We start from the raw sequence: 22999 nt of genomic DNA, 5'->3' as shown, positions 1-22999 counted from the left end.
GCCCCTTCCACAAGAAAACACTATAGCACTGGGAATTATTCAGCCCGCGGCGGTTTTGCCGCAGGCTGCAGCTGCATGGGCAGGTGAACAGCCTGCAGCTCAGCTTTTGGATGCGGCTTTCTTCTTTTTTGGGGCCGCTTTTTTCTTCCCGCCTTTGGAGGACTTCTCCGCAATCAGCTTCACGGCCATCTCCATGGTCACGTCCTTGGGCTCCACGTCCTTGGGAAGTGTGGCGTTCACCTTCTCCCATTTCACGTAAGGCCCGTAACGCCCGTCCAGGATGTTGACGGCGCCGCCGCTCTCGGGGTGCTCGCCCAGTTCCTTCAGCGGCTTGGCTGCAGCCCGTCCGCGCCCGCGGCCCGGATTGGCGCGCTTCTCCGCCAGCATCTCAACCGCCCGGTTCATGCCGATCTCAAAGACATCCAATGTGTCTTTGAGGTTCACATAAACTGGTTTCTCCTCGTCCGGCAGCTGATGCGCGATATACGGCCCGAACCGGCCCAGGTTGGACTGAATGGCGCCGCCATCCGGGTGCTGGCCGATTTCGCGCGGCAAGGTAAGCAGGGTCAGGGCCTGTTCCAGGGTGACTTCATTCGGCCCCCAGCCGGGCAGGAAATCCTTGCCCTGTTTGGGCAGCGACGACCGCGGCGGCTTCTTGTTCTCGGGCGTGGCTTCGCCGCGCTGCACATAGGGCCCGAAACGGCCGGACTTCAGGTGGATCTCATCCCCGTTGTCTTCGCCCAGGATGCGTTCATATCCCTCGGCACCCTCGCCTGAGATCGGACGGGTGTAGTTGCACTCAGGATAGTTGCCGCAGCCGACAAAGCCGCCGGTGCGCGAAGTTTTCAGATGCAGCTGGCCCGCGCCGCATTTGGGGCAGCTGCGCGGGTCGGTGCCATCCTCGCGAGGCGGGTAAAGCTGCGGCGCCAGCGCGTCATCCAGAACGTCCAGAACTTCGGTGATCCGCAGATCCGAAGTTTCAGTGATCGCTGCCGAGAAATCGCGCCAGAACTTGCCCAGCAGATCCTTGTAGTCGCGGTCGCCGGCGCTCACGTCATCGAGCTCTTCTTCCAGATTGGCGGTGAACTCGTAACCCACGTACTTGCGGAAGAAGTTCAGCAGGAAGATGGTGACGATCCGGCCCTTGTCCTCGGGGAACAGGCGGTTTTTCTCCTTGCGGACATACTCGCGGTCCTGAATGGTGGTGATCACAGACGCATAGGTCGAGGGCCGGCCGATGCCCAGCTCTTCCATCCGCTTGACCAGGGTGGCCTCGGTATAGCGCGGCGGCGGCTGGGTGTGGTGCTGCAGCGCCAGCACGGCGCCGCTTTCGGACAGCACTGATGCGTCCTTGCCGGCCTTGTCAGCCTGTGCTGCCAGGGAGGAGGCAAATTTCAGCGCCTCGCCCTGCATGATCTGCGGCAGGCGCTTGTCGTCTTCATCCGAGACGTCATCGCGGCCTTCCTCGTAGACCCGCATGAAACCGTCGAACAGCACCACCTGGCCGGTGGCACGCAGCACCACCTGGCGGTCGTCCGAGCCGATGTCGACGGTGGTGCGCTCCAGCCGGGCGCCTTCCATCTGACAGGACAGGGTGCGTTTCCAGATCAGGTCGTAGAGTTTGCGCTGATCGTCGTCGGTGACCTTCAGCGCCTTGGCATCGCGGCTCATATCCGTCGGGCGGATACATTCGTGCGCTTCCTGAGCGTTCTTCGCCTTGTTCTTGTAAATCCGCGGAGAGGAGGGCACGTATTCGGCGCCATAGCGCTTTTCGATCTCGGCGCGGGCCTCCTGCACGGCCTCCGGCGCCATATCGATGCCATCAGTCCGCATATAGGTGATGTAGCCCGCTTCATACAGGCGCTGCGCTGCATTCATGGTCTGGCGCGCGCCCATGCCGAACTTGCGGCTGGCTTCCTGCTGCAGGGTCGAAGTCATGAAGGGCGCAGAGGGGTTGCGGGCGGCAGGCTTCGCCTCCACCGACAGCACCGACAGGCTGCGCGACGCGACCGCTTGCACCGCCAGTTCCGCTGCGGTGGCGTTTTTCAGCGAGTACTTATCCAGTTTCTCGCCGCCCAGCACGGTCAGGCGCGCCTCGAACTCCTGGCTGCGCGGGGTGGCCAGCTGTGCCCGTACGGACCAGTACTCCTGGGCATTGAAGGCCTCGATCTCCATCTCGCGCTCGACGATCAGCCGCAGGCAGACCGACTGCACCCGGCCCGCGGAGCGGGCGCCGGGCAGCTTGCGCCACAAAACCGGCGACAGGTTGAAGCCGACCAGATAGTCCAGCGCACGCCGCGCCAGATAGGCCTCCACCAGCGGCATGTCGACCTGGCGGGGCTTGCTCATCGCCTCGGTCACCGCTTCCTTGGTAATGGCGTTGAAGGTCACCCGGCTGACCGGCGTGTCTTTCTTGATCGAGCGGCGCTTGGTCAGCGCCTCCTGCAAATGCCAGCTGATTGCCTCTCCCTCGCGGTCGGGGTCGGTGGCGAGAATCAGCGCATTGTCCTCTTTCAGCGCGTCGGCAATGGCCTTCACATGTTTACGGGAATCAGCGCCGACCTCCCAGGTCATGCCAAAACCGTCGTCAGGATCGACCGACCCATCCTTGCGCGGCAGGTCGCGCACATGGCCGTATGACGCCAGAACCGTATAGCCGGAGCCCAGGTATTTATTGATTGTTTTTGCTTTGGCCGGGGATTCGACAACAACAACTGGCATTAATTCTGATACCTCTTCGGACCGCTTCTGCGGGTTCTATGGCGGGGCAAGATGTGGGGCGCAAGGGGGGATTGTCAATCCGGGTGCAATGGACGCGGCGGTAAAGGCGGTGTTTGCTCTGCCGCGGCGGCGGCTTGCACTGGGGGCTTTGCAGCGCCGTTTCCGGGCGTTTGGCGGGGCAGGGGGTGTCAGTCTTTGTCCTCCGGCAGGGCCTTGGACAGCAGGCCGCCGGGCTGGCGGGTGATCGTGCCTTCAAGTTCGAGATCGGTCAGTGCCGGAGCCAGATCCTGCGGCGGCAGGGAGAGGTCGCGCAGCAGGTCGGTTTCAGACGTGGGCGTGGGGCCCAGCCTGCCAAGAATTTGCTGATGCAGGGCGTGGGTCTCCGCCAGGCTGCGCCGCTGGGGCGGTGGCGGCGGCAATTCCGCCAGTGCCTGCTGCAAACTGGCTGCCGGGGCAGCATCCTTGGCGGCAGCAGCGGTTTCCTGCGGTGGCAATGCCTCCAGCACGTCGGCTGCGTCGCGGATCAGGACCGCACCGTCGCGGATCAGCCGGTTGCAGCCGGAGGAGCGGGCGTCAAACGGATGCCCGGGGACCGCCAGCACTTCGCGGCCATAGTCCAGGGCGTCCCGGGCGGTAATCAGGCTCCCGGACTTTGCTGCCGCCTCCACCACCACGACGGCCCGTGGCAGACCGGCAATGATCCGGTTGCGCTTGGGGAAGTCGCGGGCCTGTGGCGTCATGCCCATCGGCTGCTCGGACAGGCAAAGACCGGTTTCGCTGATGCGTTCGGCCAGCCCGGCATTTTCCGCGGGGTAGATCACATCGGCACCGCCTGCCAGAACTGCGACGGTGCCGGTCGGCAGCGCCGCCTGATGCGCCGCCGTGTCGACGCCGCGGGCCAGGCCGGAGACCACTGTGTAACCCGCTTCGCCCAGGCTCTGCGCCAGCGAGCGTGCCATGCGCAGCCCCAGCGAGGAGGCATTGCGGGCGCCGACCAGCGAGATCATCGGCCGGTTCAGCACTGACAGGTCGCCGATAGCCCACAAGAGCGGCGGCGCATCCTTCAAGCCCTTCAGAAGCTGGGGATAGCCGGGATCCGAAAAGCACAAAAGCCGCGCTTTGGCGGCTTTTGCGGCCTCAATTTCGGCGTCCACCGCACTGGCAGGGCATGTTTCATACCCCTTGATACCTGCGGAGCGTGCCACTTCGGGCAGCGCATCCAGCGCGTTCTGCGCTGAACCGTATTCGGCGAGCAGCCGGTGAAACGTCACCGGGCCTACCCGCTTGGAGCGCAACAGACGAAGCCAGGAATACTGCGTATCTTCCGTGGTGGGTGGGAGTGGGGGGTGAGTGGAAGAAAATGCTTCTTCAGTCATCCGCAGCTCCGCCTGTTTGCAGAACCAGAATTAACCTTAGGCTGGTTAACAGGTGGTGAACGTGGTGAGGTTTTTTGGAAATTCCTCGAAAATTTTCCGGAGTAACCAAAGTGAATGTAGAATTGACCTTCACCCTATGGTTGCGAGCGCGTTTCAAAACCAAACCGGCCCGGATGCACAAGTGTCCGGGCCGTGGCTTTTAGCTTCAATCGGGAATAGGCCAGTTGGAGTGACGTCCTCAGGCGGCTGAGCCGCCCACCGTCAGACCGCCCATCAGAACCGATGGCTGTCCGACTCCGACCGGTACCCATTGGCCGGCCTTGCCGCAGTTGCCCATGCCGGGATCCAGCGCCATGTCGTTGCCAAGCCCGCGAATCTGCTTCAAGGCAGTGGCGCCGTCGCCGATCAGCGTGGCGCCCTTGACCGGCGCACCGACCTTGCCATCCTTCACCCGGTAGGCTTCGGTGCAGGAGAACACGAACTTGCCATTGGTGATGTCCACCTGGCCGCCGCCAAAACCCACGGCCCAGATGCCGTCCTTGATTCCCGCCACCAGATCGCCGGGGTCGGCCTCGCCGCCCAGCATATAGGTGTTGGTCATCCGCGGCATCGGTGCATGGGCATAGCTTTGGCGCCGGCCGTTGCCGGTAGGGGAAACCCCCATCAGCCGCGCGTTCTGGCGGTCCTGCATGAAGCCGACCAGCACGCCGTCTTCGATCAGCGCGGTCTTCTGGCTTGGGGTGCCTTCGTCATCCACGGTGATCGAGCCGCGCCGGTCCGGAATGGTGCCATCATCCAGCACCGTGACGCCTTTGGCGGCAATCTGCTGCCCCATCAGGCCGGCAAACGCCGATGAGCCCTTGCGGTTGAAGTCGCCCTCCAGCCCGTGGCCGATCGCCTCGTGCAGCAGGATGCCGGGCCAGCCGGGGCCTAGCACCACATCCATCTCGCCGGCAGGCGCGGGAACCGCGTCCAGATTGACCAGCGCGATCCGCAGCGCCTCCTGCACCTGAGCCTGCCAGTGCTTGGGGTCGACCAGGCCATCAAGCCCCAGCCGCCCGCCGCCGCCTGCCGAGCCGCTCTCGCGGCGGCCGTCTTTTTCAACAATGACCGACACGTTCAGCCGCGCCATCGGGCGGATGTCGCTGACCCGCGCCCCGTCGGCGCGGAGGATCTCCACTTCCTGCAGGGATGCGGCCAGGGACGCGGACACCTGCACAACGCGCTTGTCCAGATCGCGGGCATAGGCATCGATTTCGCGCAGGGTCTCCACCTTGACCGGGAAGGGCATGGCGCTGATCGGATCGGCATCGGTGTAAAGCTTGGTGTTGGTTGCCTGAGGCGCATCCGAGTAGGTGCCGCCGCCGTCGCCCACAGCCAGTTTGGCCGTCTCTGCGGCCCGCCGCAGCGAGGCGATGGAGACATCGGTGGAATGCGCGTAGCCGGCCACATCGCCGTTCACGGCACGCAGGCCGAATCCCTCGGACGCGTCATAGCTGGCGCTGCGCAGCCGCCCGTCGTCAAAGGACAGCGCCTCGGACTTGCGGCGTTCGGCAAAGATCTCGCCATCTTCGGCCCCGTTCAGCGCGTCGCGCAGGCAGGCCAGCGCCTCATCTTCTGGAAGCGCGGTTTCAAAGGGGCGGAAGGCTGGGTTTTCCATGGCACGGTCCTCAGAATTTTTGATCTAAATCAAGAAAGCGACGGTTTGACGCTTGGCTGCCTCTTTATCTGTGCCTCTGAATATGATTTTAAGCGGCGTCAAAGACAACGGGGCAGGTGCGTTTTGTGGAATCATTGATTCCTGTGATTCGTGCTGCCGCAGGAACATGCGATCAACCGATCAGGACAGAACATGAAAAACGCTTTGATGCTTTCGGGCCTTTTCGCCGGCCTTTCGAGCCTTCCAGCCACAGCGCAAGAAGGCCTGGAAACCATTGGCAAGCCGGTCGACGGCGGCTTGAACTTCCAGCCGGCGGCCACCTCGCTGATGGACGGGATCCATAAACTGGATTGGATGATCCTGGTGATCATCACCGTGATCTGCGTGTTTGTTGCAGGTTTGCTGCTGTGGGCGATTGTCCGCTTCAACCGCCGCGCCAACCCGACACCGGCCAAGTTCACCCACCACACCCCGATTGAAATCGCCTGGACCGTGATCCCGATCCTGGTTCTGGTGTTCATCGGTTCCTTCTCGCTGCCGCAGCTGTTTGCCCAGCAGGAAATCCCCGAAGGCGACATCACCATCAAGGTGACCGGCTACCAGTGGTACTGGGGTTATGAATATGTCGACGAAGGCGTCGAGTTCGAAAGCTACATGCTGGGCAACCCGTCGACCCTCGACACTGACGCCCGCCCGGCCGACGCCGACGTCACCCCGTTTGTGCTGGATGACGCGATGCGGGCCAAGCTGGTCGACGCAGGCTTTAACGAGGACGAGTTCCTGCTGGCCACCGACACCTCGGTTGTGGTGCCGTCGGGCAAGACCATCGTGATGCAGGTGACCGCAGCCGACGTGATCCACTCCTGGACCATCCCGGCCTTCGGCGTGAAGCAGGATGCGGTTCCCGGCCGTCTGGCGGAACTGTGGTTCAACGTCGACGAAGGCAAGGAAGGCGTCTACTTCGGCCAGTGCTCCGAACTGTGCGGCAAGGATCACGCCTATATGCCGATCACCGTCAAGGTCGTGACCCAGGCCGAATACGATGCCTGGCTGGCTGCCACCAAGGAAGAACTGGCGGGCACCCCGCAGGCCTTCCAGGTCGCCTCGAACTGATAACTGGCTATATGGAGCTTGAGGGAGCTCCATATGTTTCAGAAAAAAGACCAGGGTGCGCAGCGATGCGCACCTGTTGCCGCCAAAGGACCCAAGATGACCGACGCAAGCATCAACGCCAGCCGCGCATATGAAGACGAGGCCAGCTTCGGCGATTATTTCGCCCTGCTGAAGCCGCGGGTCATGTCGCTGGTTGTGTTCACCGCTCTGGTCGGCCTGCTGGCAGCTCCCGTTGGCGTGCATCCCGTTGTCGGCTTCTGCGCCATCCTGTTCATTGCCATCGGCGGCGGCGCTTCCGGCGCGCTGAACATGTGGTGGGATGCTGATATCGACAAGGTGATGAAGCGCACCAAAGGGCGCCCTATCCCGGCCGGCAAGGTCGAGGCAGGCGAGGCGCTGGCCCTGGGGCTGGCCCTGTCGGGCCTGTCGGTGATCATGCTGGCGCTGGCCGCCAACGTCTTTGCGGGTGCATTCCTGGCCTTCACCATCTTCTTCTACGTGGTGATCTACACCATGTGGCTCAAGCGGGCGACGCCGCAGAACATCGTGATCGGCGGCGCCGCAGGCGCTTTCCCGCCAGTGATCGGCTGGATCGCCGCAACCGGCACCATGTCGGTTGAACCCTGGCTGATGTTCCTGCTGACCTTCATGTGGACGCCGCCGCATTTCTGGGCGCTGGCGCTGTTCATGCGTTCGGATTATGACGACGCGGGCGTGCCGATGCTGACCGTGACCCACGGCCGCCGCTCGACCCGCCTCCACATCCTGGCCTATACCGTGCTGCTGGCCGTTCTGGCCGTTGGCACCGCGTTCTCCAGCATCGGCGGCCCGCTGTATCTGGCCGTGGCCCTGGTGCTGAACGCGATGTTCCTGCACGGTGCCTGGAAGATCACCCGCCGCGACGAGGACGACTCCGAAGCCGACAACTTCAAGGTTGAGCGCAGCTTCTTCAAACTGTCGCTGCTGTATCTGTTCCTGCATTTCGGCGCCATCCTGGCCGAAGCTCTGCTGAAACCCTTCGGGCTGGGAGGCTGGTAACATGGCGCTGCACAAGGAACACGAGATCCACAAGCGCCGCTCGGGCCTCAACAAGGGCGTTGGCATCTTGCTGGCCGCATTTGTGGTGCTGATCATGGTGCTGACTATGGTCAAGGTGACTTCCTCCGGCTTCCAGTTCCCGGAAACGCAGGAGGCGCAGAACTGATGGCGCTGCAGGGGCCCCAGAAAACCGTTGTGCAGCTGGTCGGCGTGGTTGTCCTGATGGGCGGCCTCTCCTGGGCCTCGGTGCCGTTCTACGACTGGTTCTGCCGGGTGACCGGCTTTGGCGGTGTCACTCAGGTGGCCAGTGCCGGTTCCGACACCGTGCTGGAGCAGACCATCAAGGTGCGCTTCGACGCCTCCAAGGCCCTCGGCATGCCGTGGGAGTTCAAGCCGGTGGTGCGCGAGATGGAGATCAAGCTGGGCGAAACCGGGCTTGCCTTCTACGAGGCCTATAACCCGACCGACCGCCCGGTAGCGGGCCAGGCATCCTATAATGTGGTGCCGTACGAGGCCGGCTATTTCTTCGAAAAAATCGACTGCTTCTGCTTTACCGAGCAGGTGCTTCAGCCGGGGGAGCGGGTGCAGATGCCCGTGACCTTCTATGTTGATCCGGAAATCATTGATGACCGGGACGCAAAATACGTGCATACGATCACGCTGTCGTACACGTTCAATGAAATCGATCTGCCCGAGGGATACGCAGCCCTCGATACCGGGGAAAACACCGGGGCAGGCTCAACCACGAACTAGGCCGCTAGGTGAGGGACACTTAAATGGCGCACGCTAAAAATCACGATTATCACATTCTGCCGCCGTCGATCTGGCCGCTGCTGAGCTCCTTGGGCACCTTCTTCATGCTGTTCGGCGCCGTGCTGTGGATGCAGGGCATCACGTCCTATCTGTTCTGGGGCGCACTGGTGCTGGTGCTGTACTCGGCCTTCGCCTGGTGGTCGGAAGTCGTCAAGGAAAGCAAACAGGGCGACCACACCCCGGTTGTGCGTATCGGCCTGCGCTATGGCTTCATCCTGTTTGTGATGTCCGAAGTGATGTTCTTCTTCGCCTGGTTCTGGTCGTTCTTCAAACACGCCATCTACCCGATGGAGACCTATATCGGCACCGAGTACATCGCGCCGGAAATCCTGCCGGTCGACCCGTTCCACCTGCCGCTGATCAACACTCTGATCCTGCTGCTGTCGGGCTGTGCCGTGACTTGGGCGCACCACGCGCTGGTCCACAACAACGACCGCAAAGCGCTGGTGCAGGGCCTGGCCATCGGCATCGCGTTCGGCATCGCCTTCACCTTCCTGCAGGGCTACGAGTACTACCACCTGCTGCACGAAGGCTGGCAGTTCGGCGGCGACGAGTTCTATTCGAACTTCTTCATGGCCACCGGCTTCCACGGTTTCCACGTGGTCATCGGCACCATCTTCCTGACCGTCTGCCTGATCCGCGCGATGAAGGGCGACTTCACTCCGGAACAGCACGTCGGCTTCGAGGCCGCGGCCTGGTACTGGCACTTCGTGGACGTTGTCTGGCTGTTCCTCTTCGTGGCTGTCTACATCTGGGGCACCGCGGGCCTGTAAGGGCGGTTTGTATGGGTTACATGTTTGCGGTTGATTATCCGCAGGCTTGAAGTCACACACGGGGCGCGCAAGGGACACCTTGCGCGCCCTGAACTTTGAAGCGGAGCACAGCGTCGATGCGGCGTGTCATCTTCCTGTTGATCATCAGCGGCGCGGGCCTGGCCGTTCTGACCGGCCTCGGCACCTGGCAGCTGCAGCGCAAGGCCTGGAAGGAAAATATCCTCGCCACCATAGATGCGCGGATCGCAGAGGCACCTTCCGCCTCCCTGCCGGCCCAGTTCGACCCCGAAGCGGACAAGTACCTCCCGGTTCGCCTGGAAGGGGAGATCGGGTCAGAGGAGCTGCACGTGCTCACCTCGGTCAAGGATATCGGCCCTGGCTACCGGGTGATTTCCCCCTTCACCCTGGCGGATGGCCGCAAGGTTCTGATCGACCGCGGCTTTGTCCCGGTGAAGGAAAAGCAGGCCGCACGCCTGGCCGGCCCTGCCGGCATTGATGGTAACATCCACTGGCCGCAGGAGACCGACAGCTACACGCCTGACCCGGATCTGGCCGGCAACATCTGGTACGCCCGCGACACCGGAAAGATGGCGGCACAGCTTGGCACCGAAGCGGTGATGATCGTCCTGCGCGCGAACCCGGAGGGGGAGGCGGGGCTGCTGCCGGTTCCCGTCAACACGGCCTCCATCCCGAACAACCACTTGCAATACGCGATCACCTGGTTTTCGCTGGCCGCTATCTGGGCCGCGATGACTGTCTATTTCCTGCGGCGCAGCCGCTCCTGAACTGAAAAGAGCTGAAGGCGATGAAATATATCTCGACCCGGGGCCAAGCGCCCGAGCTGACCTTTGAAGACGCCATGCTGACCGGACTGGCCCGTGACGGCGGCCTCTATGTGCCGGCCGAAATCCCGCAGATGCCGCAGGATGAGATCGCGGCGCTGGCGGGCCTGTCCTACGAGGAAACCGCCTTCCGCGTCATGCGCCCCTTCATCGGCGATTGCTTCACCGATGAGGAATTCCGCGGCATCATCGCCCGCGCCTACGAAGGCTTCGGCCACGCCGCCCGCGCACCGCTCAAGCAGCTGGCGCCGAACCATTTCCTGCTGGAACTGTTCCACGGCCCGACGCTGGCGTTCAAGGACTTCGCCATGCAGCTGATCGGCCAGCTGTTCCAGGCCGCACTGGAGCGCCGCAGCGACCGGGTGACCATCGCAGGCGCAACCTCCGGCGATACCGGCTCGGCGGCGATGGAGGCCTTCCGCGGCCTGTCCAATGTCGATGTCTTCATCCTCTATCCGCACGGCCGTGTGTCTGAGGTGCAGCGCCGCCAGATGACCACGCCGCAGGACGCCAATGTCCATGCGCTGGCCGTTGATGGCGACTTCGACGATTGCCAGGCGCGCGTGAAAGACATGTTCAACGACTTCGACTTCCGCGATGGCGTGAAACTGGCTGGCGTCAATTCGATCAACATCGCCCGGGTGCTGGCGCAGGTGGTCTATTACTTCTCCTCTGCCGTGAGCCTCGGCGCACCGCAGCGCAAGGTGAGCTTCACCGTGCCCACCGGCAACTTCGGTGACATCTTTGCAGGCTTCATCGCCAAGCAGATGGGCCTGCCCATCGACCAGCTGGTGGTTGCCACCAACCAGAACGACATTCTGCACCGCTGCCTGTCGGGGCAGGGCTATTACAAGGGTGACACCCAGCCCTCGATCTCGCCGTCGATGGACATTCAGGTCTCCTCCAACTTCGAACGCGCCCTGTTCTACGCCTATGGCAAAGATGCCAAGGCCATCGCCCAGCTGATGGATGAGCTGAAGAACGGCGGTTTTGACGTCTCGCAGGGCGCGATGCAGGCGCTGTCCGAGACCTATGCCTCGGGCCGCACCTCCGAGGAGGAGACTCTGGCCACCATCAAATCCGAACTGGCAGCCTCGGGCGAGCTGCTCTGCCCGCATGGCGCGGTCGGCGTGAAGGTCGCCAATGAGCACCGAAGCGCAGACGTGCCGATGATCACCCTGGCCACTGCGCATCCGGCGAAATTCCCGGCAGCCGTGGAAGATGCCAGCGGTATCCATCCGCCCTTGCCGCCGCGCATGTCCGACCTGTATGAGAGGTCGGAACGGGTGACCCGGATCGCAAACGATCTGGCTGCCCTTGAGGATCACATCAGAAAGAACATCGCGCATTGACCGTACAGCAGCACACACTCGCCAACGGGTTCCGCATCGTCTCCGAGCATATGCCGGGGCTGGAATCCGCGGCGATCGGGATCTGGGTAAGCGCCGGCGGCCGCCACGAGCGGATTGAGCAGAACGGTATCGCCCATTTCCTGGAGCATATGGCCTTCAAGGGCACCAAGCGGCGCTCGGCCCTGCAGATCGCCGAGGAGATCGAGGATGTAGGCGGCTATATCAACGCCTATACCTCGCGCGAGGTGACGGCCTATTACGCCCGTGTGCTGAAGGACGACGTGCCGCTGGCGGTGGATGTGATCGGGGATATCCTGCTGAATCCGGTGTTCGATCAGCGCGAGATCGAGGTTGAGCGCGGGGTGATCCTGCAGGAAATCGGCCAGTCGCTGGATACGCCCGATGATGTGATCTTTGACTGGCTGCAGGAGGAAAGCTACCGCGGCCAGCCGCTGGGGCGGACTATTCTGGGCCCGGCAGAACGCGTCAGCAGCTTCTCTCGCGAGGACCTGCAGGGCTTCGTGGCGGAGCACTACGGTCCCGGCCAGATGATCCTCGCAGCCGCTGGCGGTGTGGATCACGATGAACTGGTCAAACTGGCCGAGCGTCTGTTCGGCCACATGGAGCCGAAAGCCGATTTCACTGCGGAAGGTGCCACCTTCACCGGCGGCGAGGCACGGCAGGTCAAGGATCTGGAACAGGCGCATTTCGCGCTGGCCTTTGAGGCGCCCAGCTACCGCGACCAGTCGATGTACACTGCGCAGATCTATGCCAGCGCCCTTGGCGGCGGCATGTCCTCGCGGCTGTTCCAGGAGGTGCGCGAAAAACGCGGCCTGTGCTACACGATCTTCTCGCAGGCAGGGTCTTATGCCGATACCGGCTCGATGACCGTCTACGCAGGCACCTCGGGCGAGCAGCTGGCGGAGCTGGCAGGCATCACCATCGACGAGATGAAGCGCGCTGCGGATGATATGAACGATGCCGAGGTCGAGCGCGCCCGCGCCCAGATGAAGGCCGGCATGCTGATGGGGCTGGAAAGCCCCTCCAACCGGGCCGAGCGTCTGGCGCGGCTGGTGCAGATCTGGGGCAAGGTGCCGTCGCTGGAGCGCACGGTGGAGCGCATCAATGCGGTCACCACCAAAGACGTGCGTGAGCTGGCCGAGACCATGGCGGTAGCAGCACCTGCAGCACTTGCGCTTTACGGCCCGGTGGACGGCGCCCCCGCATTGGAGAGGCTGCAGGAGAGGCGCGCCGCCTGATGCTGCTGAACCGCCGCAAGGTCCGTATTGAAACCGAGCGCCTGACTCTCAGGCCGCCGGTGCATGCGGATTTTCACGGCTGGGCGGCATTGCGCCTGCAAAGCCAGGCTTATCTCACGCCTTGGGAGCCCAGCTGGGCGGCGGATCATCTCAGCCGCAAGAGCTTCACCAACCGGGTTTACTGGGCCCGCCGCTCAGTCTCCGGCGGCACTGCGCTGCCGCTGTTCCTGATCCGCCGGGAGGACAGCCAGCTGGTCGGGGCCATCACCCTGGACAACATCCGCCGCGGCCCGGCGCAATCCGGCACCCTGGGCTATTGGACCGGCCAGAGCTTTGCCCGTCAGGGCTACATGCGCGAGGCGATTGGCGCGGTGGTGCACTATGCCTTCAGCAAGCTGGACCTCAGCCGGATCGAGGCCGCCTGCCTGCCGGAAAACCAGGCGTCCCGCGGATTGCTGGAGAAATCCGGCTTCAAATACGAAGGCGTTGCCCAGTCCTATCTGCAGATCAACGGCCGCTGGCGGACCCATGTGCTTTATGCCTCCCTGCGCCACGACCGCCGCGGCAAGACACTGGCCGGGCAGGCCTGACCGCAATCATCTGCACAGCCGGATTCAGGAACTCCCGCCCGTCGCTGGTGCATCTGTGATGCACCGCTCCCGTTGGGCATAGCGCCGCGCCTGAGGCGCGGCGCTGTCCGGCCTTGCGGCCGGAAGAACCGGCTGCGAAAGCGAACCGCCCGCGCCGGGCCGGCGGCCCGGCGCTATGCCCAACTGCGAGGCAGAATTTCAAATTCTGCAGGAGCGGGCGGGAGGGCCTCTGAGAGGAATTTCCACCCAAAAGGCTGACAGCGGGAAAATACGCCCTAGAACCTGCGTCATGCGCGCTCTTCTTTGGTTTCTCTGCCTGACCCTTTTTGCCGGTGCTCTGCATGCACAGGAGCGGCGGGCGAGCCATTGCATCGCCCTGGCCGAAAGCACGGACGGGCTGGAGTATCTGCAGAAGGCCAGCTGGCAGGATCCTGTTTCCCGGGACAGCGTCCATATCCGCTACATTGCCCATGCCTCCTTCCTGCTCAGGACTGAAGGCGGGCTCAATGTGGTGACCGATTTCACCGGCTTCACCGGCTCCGCGCCGCTGATCCCCGATGCGGTCACCATGAACCACGCGCATGAAACCCATTGGACCGCACATCCGGACCCGGCGATCCCGCATGTGCTGCAGGGGTGGGGGCCTGCCGGAACGGGGGCTCAGCACCACCTGGACCTCGGAGAAATGCTGATCCGCAACGTTCCGACCGACATCCGCAACATGTTCGGCGGGGTAGAGCCGCTCGGCAATTCGATCTTTGTCTTCGAGGCCGCAGGCCTCTGCATCGGCCACCTCGGCCATCTGCACCATGTGCCGACACCGGAGCAGTTCGCAGCACTTGGACGGCTGGATGTGGTGATGGCAGCGGTGGATGGCGGCATCACCCTGCCGCTGGATCAGATGCTGGAGGTGCTGGGGCGGCTGCGCTCCTCGGTCATCATCCCGATGCACTGGTTCACGGATTACTCGCTGGAACGCTTCCTGGCCCGGGTCGGCCCGGAGTTCAGCGTCGTCAATGAAGGGAACAGCACGCTGACGGTGTCCCTGCGCAGCCTGCCCAGCCGCCCCACGATCCATGTGCTGCGGCCCCGGTACCTGGAAGCCGGCGAATGACCTTCCTTGCCTGCGGGTGCAGCTTGCGCCATGGATAAGGCATGACGCTGACCCCTGCCGATCCCGCTTTTGCCGCCCGTCTCTCCGCTCTGCTGCCGGAAAGCGTACTGCGCCCGCCTGAACCGCGCTACCTGGAAGAGCCGCGCGGGCGCTACCAGGGGCAGGCCGGTGTTCTGGCACTGCCGCAGACGGTGGAGCAGGTTTCTATCCTGCTGAGGGAAGCCAATGCGGCCTGCGTGCCGGTTGTTCCCTATGGCGGCGGCACAAGCCTGGTTGGCGGCCAGGTGAAGCCCGATGGACCAGCGCCGCTGGTCATCTCGCTGGAACGGATGTCGGCCATCCGGGCGGTGTACCCGCAGGAGAATGTCCTTGTCGCTGAAGCCGGCGCCATTCTGGCGGATGTGCAGGCTGCGGCGCAGAAGGCAGGCCGCCTGTTTCCGCTGTCGCTGGCTGCTGAGGGCTCGGCCCGGATCGGCGGCAATCTTTCGACCAATGCAGGCGGGGTGAACGTGCTGCGCTACGGCAATGCCCGCGACCTGTGCCTGGGGCTGGAGGCGGTGCTGCCGTCGGGTGAGATCTGGCATGGCCTGTCGCGGCTGCGCAAGGACAACACCGGTTATGATCTGAAGAACCTGCTGATCGGCGCCGAAGGCACTCTTGGAATGATCACGGCTGCCTCGCTGAAGCTCTCCCCGGTTCCGGCAGGGCAGGGCGCGGCAGTTTTCACCGTCAGGGACCCGGAGGCCGCCATTGCGCTGCTGGCGCTCGCGCGCAGCCAGGCTGGCGAGGCAGTCAGCGCCTTTGAACTGATCCACAGGCAGGGGCTGGCGTTTCTGGCGGAAACCCAGCCGCAGATCCGTCAGCCCTTTGCGGAGGCGCCGGAATGGTGCGTGCTGATTGAGCTGGGCCTGCCGCGCGGCCTGAATGCGGATGAAGCGCTGGCAGATCTGTTTGCGGCCGCGCTGGACGCAGGCCTTGCTGCTGATGGTGTGATTGCGCAGTCCGAGGCGCAGCGGCAGGGGCTCTGGGCCGTGCGTGAGCACATCCCGGTGGCCAACAAAGCGGTGGGTTCTGTTTCCAGCCACGATATCTCGGTGCCGATCTCAGAAATCCCTGCCTTTATCGAACAAGGCGGCAAGGCGGTTGCCGCGCTGGGAGACTTCCGCATCAACTGCTTTGGACACTTGGGGGATGGCAACCTACACTACAATGTCTTCCCGCCCAAAGGCCGTTCTCGCGATGAGTTCCACGCTGTGCGGGACGCGGTGAAGGAAGCCGTGCACGATCTGGTCCATGCCTTTGGCGGCTCCTTCAGCGCCGAGCATGGGGTGGGGCGGATGAAGACCGGCGATCTGCAGCGCTATGGCGACCCTGTCAAGCTGGCCGCCATGCGGGCCATCAAGCAGGCGCTGGATCCGAATGGCATCATGAACCCCGGAGCTGTGCTAGCTGGGGGCTGATTTCAGGACATCAGGGGGGGCTCCCGCACCCGCGGCTGCCCGGCCCTGCCGGGCAGCCTGGCGGCTTTGGGCCCGGCGCCGCGCAAGAGCGCGGCGCGCCTTTCAGGCTCCTTCAGGAGCCTGAAAGGCTATACCCAACCGGCAATGCGCATTTTCAAATGCGCTGAAGCGGGCGGGAGCACTCCGCTGCAGCAGAGGCCGCAGTCAGAGGTCACAGGCCTTCGAACTCGCACAGCACATGCACATCCATGCCTGCCGCCTCAAGCAGTTTGCGGCCGCCCAGCTCGGGCAGGTCGACAATGAAGGAGCAGGAGACGATCTCTCCGCCCAGCCGTTCAATCAGCTTGATGCCGGCGCCGGCCGTGCCGCCTGTGGCGAGCAGGTCATCAACCACCAGGATCTTTTCGCCCGGTTTGATGGCGTCGTCGTGGATCTCGACAATCGCCTCGCCGTATTCCAGCTTGTATTCCTGGCTGATGGTGGTGCCGGGCAGCTTGCCTTTCTTGCGGATCGGCACAAAACCCACGCTCAGCTGGTGCGCAATGGCGCCGCCCAGGATGAAGCCGCGCGCCTCAAGGCCTACCACCTTGTCGATCTGCTCCCCCGCGTAGGGGTGCAGCATCTGGTCAATTGCCATGCGGAAGCCGCGCGGATCGGCAAACAGGGTGGTCACATCGCGGAACATGATCCCTTCGTGGGGAAAGTCCACGATGGTGCGGATGTAGTCCTTGACGTCAGGCTTCTTGGGCATGGGACGGCTCCCCTTGGCGGAAAATGAAACAGTCGCCCGGCTTCAGCCCCGGGCCAGCCGGGGTGTGGCCGAAGCGGCGGCCTCATGCAAGAGGCTATGATGCCGGTACCTGATGTTGTTACCCGCCGTGCCGGATTTTGCGGCGTGACAGGTAGCTGCGGTAAAGGCTGGAGGGCAGCCAGGCCAGATGCGCGCCGCGCCAGTCCCGGCGGCGGCGGGTCAGCAGGTTGCGGGCGGTGTGGAGGTTTACTGTCATGGGACGGTACTGGGTTGCGTTGCAAGGGATCATCCGGAGCCGGAGGGAGGATGCCCCTGAAGCCTAGCGTCCGCAGGCGGCGAAATCAAACGCCGCCGGTGCGGCTCTGCCTCCTGCTCAGGCCGGGCGGCGCAGCAGCGCGGTGGCGGCCCCCATGCCGATGAGGGCCAATCCCCCGGTCCGGGTGACAGCGGCGGCGGCTGCGGGCTTGGCAATCCAGCGCCGCAGCTTGTCTGCCAGCAGCGCATAGGCCAGCGCATTCAGCGCCGCGAGTCCGACAAAGGTTGCGATCAGAACGGCAAACTGCGGCGCCAGGCTGGTTTCCGGCCGGATGAACTGCGGTACAAAGGCGATGAAGAAGGCGATGGATTTCGGGTTCAGCGCCGTCACCGCCGCCGCATGGCCAAAGACGCCGCGGGCCTCGACGCTGCTGTCCGGCTTGAACCGCTCGATTGCCGCTTCCGGCGCGCTGCGCCAGAGCTTTACCCCCAGCCAGACAAGATAGGCGGCACCGGCCCATTTCAGCACGGAAAACAGCGTGGCAGATGCCATCACCAGCGCGCCAAGCCCGGCCAGCGAGGCGCTCATGGCGATGAAATCCCCCAGGGCCACCCCAAGCGCCGAGGCCACCGCCACCTGCCGGCCCTTGGAAAGCGCATAGCTCAGCACCAGCAGCACGGTCGGCCCGGGGATCATCAGAAGGGCGATGGAAGCGGCGCTGAAGGCCAGCCAAAGGTTCAGGTCCATGGGTCTCTCCGGGCTGTTGGTGCGCTTGCAGCAATCCCCGGAAATGCACGCGTGTCAACGGGGAAGCTCGTGCTCCAGCGCATCAGCGCCTCAAACGGCCGGCCTTTGGCAACCAGGGGCCAGACCCGGGCCAGCACCATCGGCAGCGCGCAGAACCCCAAGGAGTATCCGAAGAGCCAGCCTGAGGTGAGAGAACCCTCCAGCCGCCCCAACGCTTCCCAATCCCGGCCAGTGCCGCAAACAGCGTTGCGGCCCGGCCCTCCAGCGCATTTGTGAACAGCGAGAGGGCATGTTTTCAGGAAGGAGCAGTGCGGCGATGCGGAAGTTCTCGGACAGCAGGCCAGCAAGCGGGCTATGCCCAATCCCTGAAAGCGCATTTGAAGGCCCTGAAATCTGCGGGCATATTCTGCCGGCTGAAAAAGGAACTGCAGCGCACAAAAAAGGGGCGGCCCTTGGGGCCGCCCCAACTTCCCGTGGCCTGCTGCTTGGGGTCAGCCCAGCACCCGGCCCGCCACCGCGTCCAGCTTGGCCAGCAGCGCCGGGTCGCGTTTCTCGGGGGCGGTCATGATGGCATATTCCAGCGCCTTGTCGCAGCCATGCGGGCAATCGGCGCGCTCGCGGCCCAAGAGGCCGGGCAGGCGCCGGACCAGCTCGCGGGCATTGGCGGAGTTGCCTTGCAAAGTCGCAATGATTTCAGTGATTTCCACTGCGCCATGCTCGGGATGCCAACTGTCATAATCCGTGACCATGGCAACGGATGCGTAGCACAGCTCCGCCTCGCGGGCGAGCTTGGCTTCGGGCATGTTGGTCATGCCGATCACATCGCAGCCCCATTGCTCGCGGTAGAGTTTGCTTTCTGCCATCGAGGAGAACTGCGGCCCCTCCATGCACAGGTAGGTGCCGCCGCGGTGGACGTTGACGCCTGCATCGCGCGCCGCCGCTTCCGCCGCATTCGACAGACGTTCGCAGGTGGGGTGCGCGACGCTCACATGGGCGACGCAGCCGGTGCCGAAAAAGCTCTTCTCGCGCGCGAAGGTGCGGTCAATGAACTGATCCACAACAACAAAATCGCCCGGTGCCATCTCCTCGCGGAACGATCCGCAAGCGGAGACCGAGAACACATCGGTCACGCCCAGCCGTTTCAGCGCGTCGATATTGGCACGATAGGGGACCTCGGTCGGGGAATGCACATGGCCGCGGCCGTGGCGGGGCAGGAAGGCCATTTTCACGCCGTCCAGCGAACCGGTCAGGATCTGATCCGACGGCGCCCCCCAGGGGGTTTCGACCGAGACCCATTCGGCGCCTTCCAGCCCGTCGATCTCATAAATGCCCGAGCCGCCGATCACGGCAATCATGGTTTCACGGGGTGTTGCTGCGGTCACGTGCTGCCCTCCTGATGCTGTTGTCTGGGATATGCGCAAGCGGCGCCGGATTTGGCAAGCCCAAGCTGATAAACAGGGGGTGACAAGCGTGCACCGGCCGTGCACCCCTCGTACACCGGGGGGTGCTGCAAGCGCGGGAGCCTCCGGCGGGGATGTTTCTGGAAAGAGGAAAGGGCGAGAGGCCTACTCGCGCCGTATGATCCCGGTCAGCGCAGCGGCGCCAAGGGCGGTGACGATCCAGCCCAAGGTTGCGAAGAGCCAGCGCAGCCACCAGAGGTGATACCCCCAGGGGCCGCGCTCGGTCGAAGGGGACCAGGCGTCGGTCTGGCCGAAGTTGATGATGGGGATCACCACATCGGCGGCATAGGCAAGAGAATGGAAGCTCTCCCAATCGCGGCCCGGGATAGAGGTTTGGCTCCAGTCCTGCGCCTGGTTCGGGTGCGGCGGGTGGTTGTAAGCTGAAGCATAGGCTGCCCAGCTTTGCGAGTTCAGGATCACGCTGGAATTTGGGGCGAAGCTGCCTTCTTCCCAGGCCTGCTTTGTTGGAATGGAAGTCATGACAATCAAAAGGGCGAGCGCAAAAAGGGACTGCCAAGGGCGGTATCCGTGGGCAGTTAGTAAAAAGGAAAGCCCGTGCCAGATCCAAAGCGCGCCGCGTCTCGCCGGGCGCAGAAATGCAAAGGCGGGTGACCTCGGAATAGCTTCCCGCCGTGCTTCTGCCCGCAGTTCGCAGGCAAGCTTGACGCGGACTTTCATCGCATCCGCCTCATGCCCCATATCGTGCAGCACCTTGGCGAGCTGTTTGTAGGGCTGGGGGTAGAACTCCCCCTCCCAGTGGTCGCCCTGCGCCAGCCAGTTGAGCCGAATGCGGGCATCGGTGGGGCCGTGAAGACGGCGATAGGTGAACCCGTCAAGGATGTAGTTTTCACCGTCTGGTGCACCGTCCGGCCAGCAGTCAGGATCATCCACCAAGTCACCGCAGCGTGCAGTGGTCAGATCTACGACCCCTTGTACCCTTACCTGATTGCGAAAGAACAAGTCTTGGCCAATCTTTGCGTTCTGGAGATTCAACGCGGTCCTGCCCTTGTTTTGGAAGTCTGCGTCTTCGCAGGACAGTTCACCTCCTGTTTTGAGGTGCTTCAGATCCGCCGCGCCAAAAATTTTTACGGAGCGGAGGAACAGGTCTTGGCTAATCTCAGCGTTCTGGAGGTTCAGCGCCTCTCCGCCCTGGTTCTTGAACTCGGCGCCCTCACAGTCCAGCTGTCCGCCGACTTTAAGTCCGTCAGCTGCAAGAAACGGCAGCTTGCACGAGCGCAGCCGGAAATCTGTCTTAGCGTTACAGCGGGTAGCGTAGATGCCATGCTGAAACCGGCAATTGTGCAGCAGCATGTTGCCGGGGATTTCGCAATCCATCAGATTTAATTCACCGCTGATCAGCGCGCCTGCCAGGGCAACGCCGACTTCCGTGACCTGGCTGTCTGCACAGCCGCCGCGCAGGAAGAAGCGCAGCACATCGGCGCGGATGTGGCGGTCAGCGGGCAGCGACGACCAATCCGCTGGCTCTGGCGGGGTTTGACCCTCGGGGCTGCAGTGGCAGAATTCACCGGCCATTGCGGCCTGCATTAGCTTCCGCTCCGCCTCGGTGGGCTCAATCTCGTCCCAGCTTGTAAATCGCTGCATCTCAAATCCTTCAAACCGAATAGGGGGATCATCGGCGGCTTGGGGCGTATTTTCAAGGCGGGGCGAGCGGTGAAGCTGTAACAAGCGCTAAAGTTTTATCCCGGTCCGTCTGAGCAGATACCTCGCGCGCGGACGGTTGCAGCAGGGAGGGTGGCCTCTTTGCGTCCCGCAGACGCGGTATTCCCTGCGGAAGGCCCGCGCCCTTGCCCCAAAGGCGCATTTCCGCTAGGGGCGGGCGCAACAGCTTTCCTCCCGAGCACAGGTAGACCTTATGAGACGCGCAGCCATGGCTTTGCTGGCCAAGCAGATTTCCCCGCCCAATCTTTCGATCATGCAGGACGAGGGCTTTACCGTGGGCCGCGTGCGCACGGAGCTTTTGTCGGGCCTGACCGTGGCGCTGGCGCTGGTGCCGGAGGCCGTCGCCTTTGCCTTTGTGGCGGGGGTGCATCCGCTGGTCGGCCTCTATGCGGCCTTCATGGTGGGTCTGATCACCGCGGTGTTCGGCGGTCGGCCCGGGATGATCTCGGGTGCGACCGGCGCGCTGGCGGTGGTGATGGTGGCGCTTGTGGCGCAGCATGGTGTGGAATATCTCTTTGCCACCGTGGTGCTGATGGGCATTTTGCAGATCATCGCGGGTGTGATGCATTGGGGCAAGTTCATCCGCCTTGTGCCGCATCCGGTGATGCTTGGCTTTGTGAATGGTCTGGCCATCGTGATCTTCCTGGCGCAGCTGACGCAGTTCAAGGTACCGGGTTCAGGCGGTGCGGAATGGCTGAGCGGGATGCAGCTTTACATGATGCTGGGGCTGGTTGGCCTCACCATGCTGATCATCTGGGGGATGCCGAAGATCACATCCGTGATCCCGGCGCCGCTGGCAGGCATCGGTGTTGTGGCGGTTCTGGTCATTGCGCTGAACATCGACGTGCCGACCGTGGGCGATATGGCCTCGATCAAGGGCGGTTTCCCGAGCTTCCACAATCCGTTCGGCACGGGTGAGGGGCTCTATGGCACGGCACTTGCGCCCTTCACGCTGGAGACGCTGTGGATCATCCTGCCCTATGCGGTCATTTTGGCGGCGATCGGCCTGATCGAGAGCCTGCTGACGCTGAACCTGGTGGGCGAGATCACCGGCAAGCGCGGCGGGGCAAGCCAGGAGTGCATTGCGCAGGGCGCGTCCAACGTGGTCACGGGCTTCTTTGGCGGCATGGGCGGCTGTGCGATGATCGGCCAGTCGATGATCAATGTGAAATCGGGCGGCCGGACGCGGATTGCGGGCATCGCCGCGGCGCTGTTCCTCTTGCTGTTCATCGTGGTGGCCTCGCCGCTGATCGAGCAGATCCCGCTGGCGGCCCTGGTAGGCGTGATGTTCATGGTGGTGATCGGGACGTTTGCCTGGAACAGCCTTAAGATCATGCGGAAGGTGCCGATGATGGACGCCTTTGTGATCGTTCTGGTGACGGTTGTCACCGTGATGTCGGACCTGGCGGTGGCTGTGGTTGTGGGCGTGATTGTCTCGGCGCTGGCCTATGCCTGGAACAATGCGCGCCGCATCCACGCCTATACCCGCGAGTCCGAAAGCGACAAAGGCGCCAAGGTCTATGAGATCGAAGGACCGCTGTTCTTCGGCTCCACCGATGGGTTCATCGAGCTGTTTGATGTGGCTGGAGACCCAGCGCATGTGATCGTCGACTTCGCCCGCAGCCGGGTGGTGGACCAGTCGGCGCTGCAGGCGATCGAAGCGGTGGCCGGCAAGTATGAGGCGGAGGGCAAAAAGCTGGTGCTGCGGCATCTGAGCCGCGATTGCCACCAGCTGCTGACCAAGGCAGGCCACCTGATGGTCGACAGCGATGACGACCCGGAATACGAGATCGCGGTGGATTACTCGGTCAAGACTGGGATCCTTGGCGGCCACTGAGCGGTTCGGAGTGCAAAAAGGAAAAGCCCGCAGTTCCAAGGACTGCGGGCTTTCTTGTTTGAGGGGGCTTTGGGCTCACCATACCAGCAAAAGCTGGTCCGCATCCTCCATCCCCTGATCCATGCCTGCCACCCGGTCCCCGCCGCGCCAAGGCAAA

General features: G+C 63.4%; 20 protein-coding genes. 12 read left to right on the top strand and 8 right to left on the bottom strand.

Going from position 1 to position 22999, the window contains the following annotated elements:
* Nucleotides 1–99: 99 nt before the first annotated feature.
* The 3 genes from topA to tldD all read right to left on the bottom strand — a co-directional run bounded on the left by topA (nt 100) and on the right by tldD (nt 5757).
* Nucleotides 100–2721, bottom strand: coding sequence for a type I DNA topoisomerase (topA, locus tag RA20_RS13945; RefSeq protein WP_039129857.1), 2622 nt, complete (start codon nt 2719–2721; stop codon nt 100–102).
* A 188-nt stretch (nt 2722–2909) separates the two neighbouring features.
* Nucleotides 2910–4097, bottom strand: coding sequence for a DNA-processing protein DprA (gene dprA / locus RA20_RS13940; protein WP_039129855.1), 1188 nt, complete (start codon nt 4095–4097; stop codon nt 2910–2912).
* A gap of 238 nt (nt 4098–4335) precedes the next feature.
* Nucleotides 4336–5757 carry a metalloprotease TldD gene (gene tldD, locus RA20_RS13935; RefSeq protein ID WP_039129854.1) on the bottom strand — a complete coding sequence of 474 codons (1422 nt, stop codon included), beginning with the start codon at nt 5755–5757 and terminating at the stop codon, nt 4336–4338.
* A gap of 192 nt (nt 5758–5949) precedes the next feature.
* Between tldD and coxB the strand changes: the two genes are divergently transcribed.
* From coxB to RA20_RS13880, 11 genes are all read left to right on the top strand, one after another.
* Complete coding sequence (gene coxB / locus RA20_RS13930) at nt 5950–6870, top strand: cytochrome c oxidase subunit II (protein WP_039129853.1); 921 nt, start codon at nt 5950–5952, stop codon at nt 6868–6870.
* A 96-nt stretch (nt 6871–6966) separates the two neighbouring features.
* The gene (gene cyoE / locus RA20_RS13925) at nt 6967–7908 is read left to right on the top strand and encodes a heme o synthase (protein WP_039129892.1); all 942 of its coding nucleotides are present in this window, start codon (nt 6967–6969) and stop codon (nt 7906–7908) included.
* A gap of 1 nt (nt 7909) precedes the next feature.
* On the top strand, nt 7910–8074 hold the full coding sequence (locus RA20_RS13920; RefSeq protein WP_039129851.1) for a hypothetical protein: 165 nt from the start codon (nt 7910–7912) through the stop codon (nt 8072–8074).
* Complete coding sequence (locus RA20_RS13915) at nt 8074–8661, top strand: cytochrome c oxidase assembly protein (RefSeq protein WP_039129849.1); 588 nt, start codon at nt 8074–8076, stop codon at nt 8659–8661. Before RA20_RS13920 ends, RA20_RS13915 begins: the two co-directional genes overlap by 1 nt.
* 23 nt (nt 8662–8684) lie before the next feature.
* Nucleotides 8685–9494, top strand: a complete 810-nt coding sequence (locus RA20_RS13910) for a cytochrome c oxidase subunit 3 (RefSeq protein WP_039129848.1) — start codon at nt 8685–8687, stop codon at nt 9492–9494.
* Nucleotides 9495–9610: 116 nt separating this feature from the next.
* Nucleotides 9611–10279, top strand: a complete 669-nt coding sequence (locus RA20_RS13905; protein ID WP_039129847.1) for an SURF1 family protein — start codon at nt 9611–9613, stop codon at nt 10277–10279.
* Between the two features lie 20 nt (nt 10280–10299).
* A complete protein-coding gene (thrC, locus tag RA20_RS13900; RefSeq protein ID WP_039129845.1) occupies nt 10300–11688 on the top strand; it encodes a threonine synthase in 1389 nt (462 codons plus the stop codon).
* Nucleotides 11685–12947: a M16 family metallopeptidase gene (locus RA20_RS13895; protein WP_039129844.1), complete on the top strand. Its 1263-nt coding sequence runs from the start codon at nt 11685–11687 to the stop codon at nt 12945–12947. Before thrC ends, RA20_RS13895 begins: the two co-directional genes overlap by 4 nt.
* Nucleotides 12947–13537, top strand: coding sequence for a GNAT family N-acetyltransferase (locus RA20_RS13890; RefSeq protein ID WP_039129843.1), 591 nt, complete (start codon nt 12947–12949; stop codon nt 13535–13537). The genes RA20_RS13895 and RA20_RS13890 overlap by 1 nt, the downstream gene beginning before the upstream one ends.
* A gap of 289 nt (nt 13538–13826) precedes the next feature.
* Nucleotides 13827–14651 carry an MBL fold metallo-hydrolase gene (locus RA20_RS13885; protein ID WP_039129841.1) on the top strand — a complete coding sequence of 275 codons (825 nt, stop codon included), beginning with the start codon at nt 13827–13829 and terminating at the stop codon, nt 14649–14651.
* Nucleotides 14652–14692: 41 nt separating this feature from the next.
* Nucleotides 14693–16111, top strand: coding sequence for an FAD-binding oxidoreductase (locus tag RA20_RS13880; RefSeq protein ID WP_039129838.1), 1419 nt, complete (start codon nt 14693–14695; stop codon nt 16109–16111).
* Between the two features lie 211 nt (nt 16112–16322).
* Here RA20_RS13880 and RA20_RS13875 read toward each other — a convergent pair whose 3' ends face one another.
* From RA20_RS13875 to RA20_RS13860, 5 genes are all read right to left on the bottom strand, one after another.
* The gene (locus RA20_RS13875; protein WP_039129835.1) at nt 16323–16862 is read right to left on the bottom strand and encodes an adenine phosphoribosyltransferase; all 540 of its coding nucleotides are present in this window, start codon (nt 16860–16862) and stop codon (nt 16323–16325) included.
* A 118-nt stretch (nt 16863–16980) separates the two neighbouring features.
* Nucleotides 16981–17118, bottom strand: a complete 138-nt coding sequence (locus RA20_RS25795; protein WP_193748841.1) for a hypothetical protein — start codon at nt 17116–17118, stop codon at nt 16981–16983.
* Nucleotides 17119–17235: 117 nt separating this feature from the next.
* The gene (locus RA20_RS13870; RefSeq protein ID WP_039129833.1) at nt 17236–17865 is read right to left on the bottom strand and encodes a LysE family translocator; all 630 of its coding nucleotides are present in this window, start codon (nt 17863–17865) and stop codon (nt 17236–17238) included.
* 491 nt (nt 17866–18356) lie between these two features.
* Nucleotides 18357–19220: an S-methyl-5'-thioadenosine phosphorylase gene (locus tag RA20_RS13865; RefSeq protein ID WP_039129831.1), complete on the bottom strand. Its 864-nt coding sequence runs from the start codon at nt 19218–19220 to the stop codon at nt 18357–18359.
* A 210-nt stretch (nt 19221–19430) separates the two neighbouring features.
* Nucleotides 19431–21011 (bottom strand): hypothetical protein, encoded by a 1581-nt coding sequence (locus RA20_RS13860; protein WP_152618518.1) that lies wholly within the window; start codon nt 21009–21011, stop codon nt 19431–19433.
* A 187-nt stretch (nt 21012–21198) separates the two neighbouring features.
* Here RA20_RS13860 and RA20_RS13855 point away from each other — a divergent pair, with 187 nt between their 5' ends.
* On the top strand, nt 21199–22842 hold the full coding sequence (locus RA20_RS13855; RefSeq protein ID WP_039129826.1) for a SulP family inorganic anion transporter: 1644 nt from the start codon (nt 21199–21201) through the stop codon (nt 22840–22842).
* Nucleotides 22843–22999 lie beyond the last annotated feature (157 nt).

It is taken from the genome of Leisingera sp. ANG-Vp (genome assembly GCF_000813725.1).
Classification (GTDB): domain Bacteria; phylum Pseudomonadota; class Alphaproteobacteria; order Rhodobacterales; family Rhodobacteraceae; genus Leisingera.
Note: the sequence above shows the minus strand (reverse complement) of the source record. Positions and strands in the feature narration are given on the sequence as shown.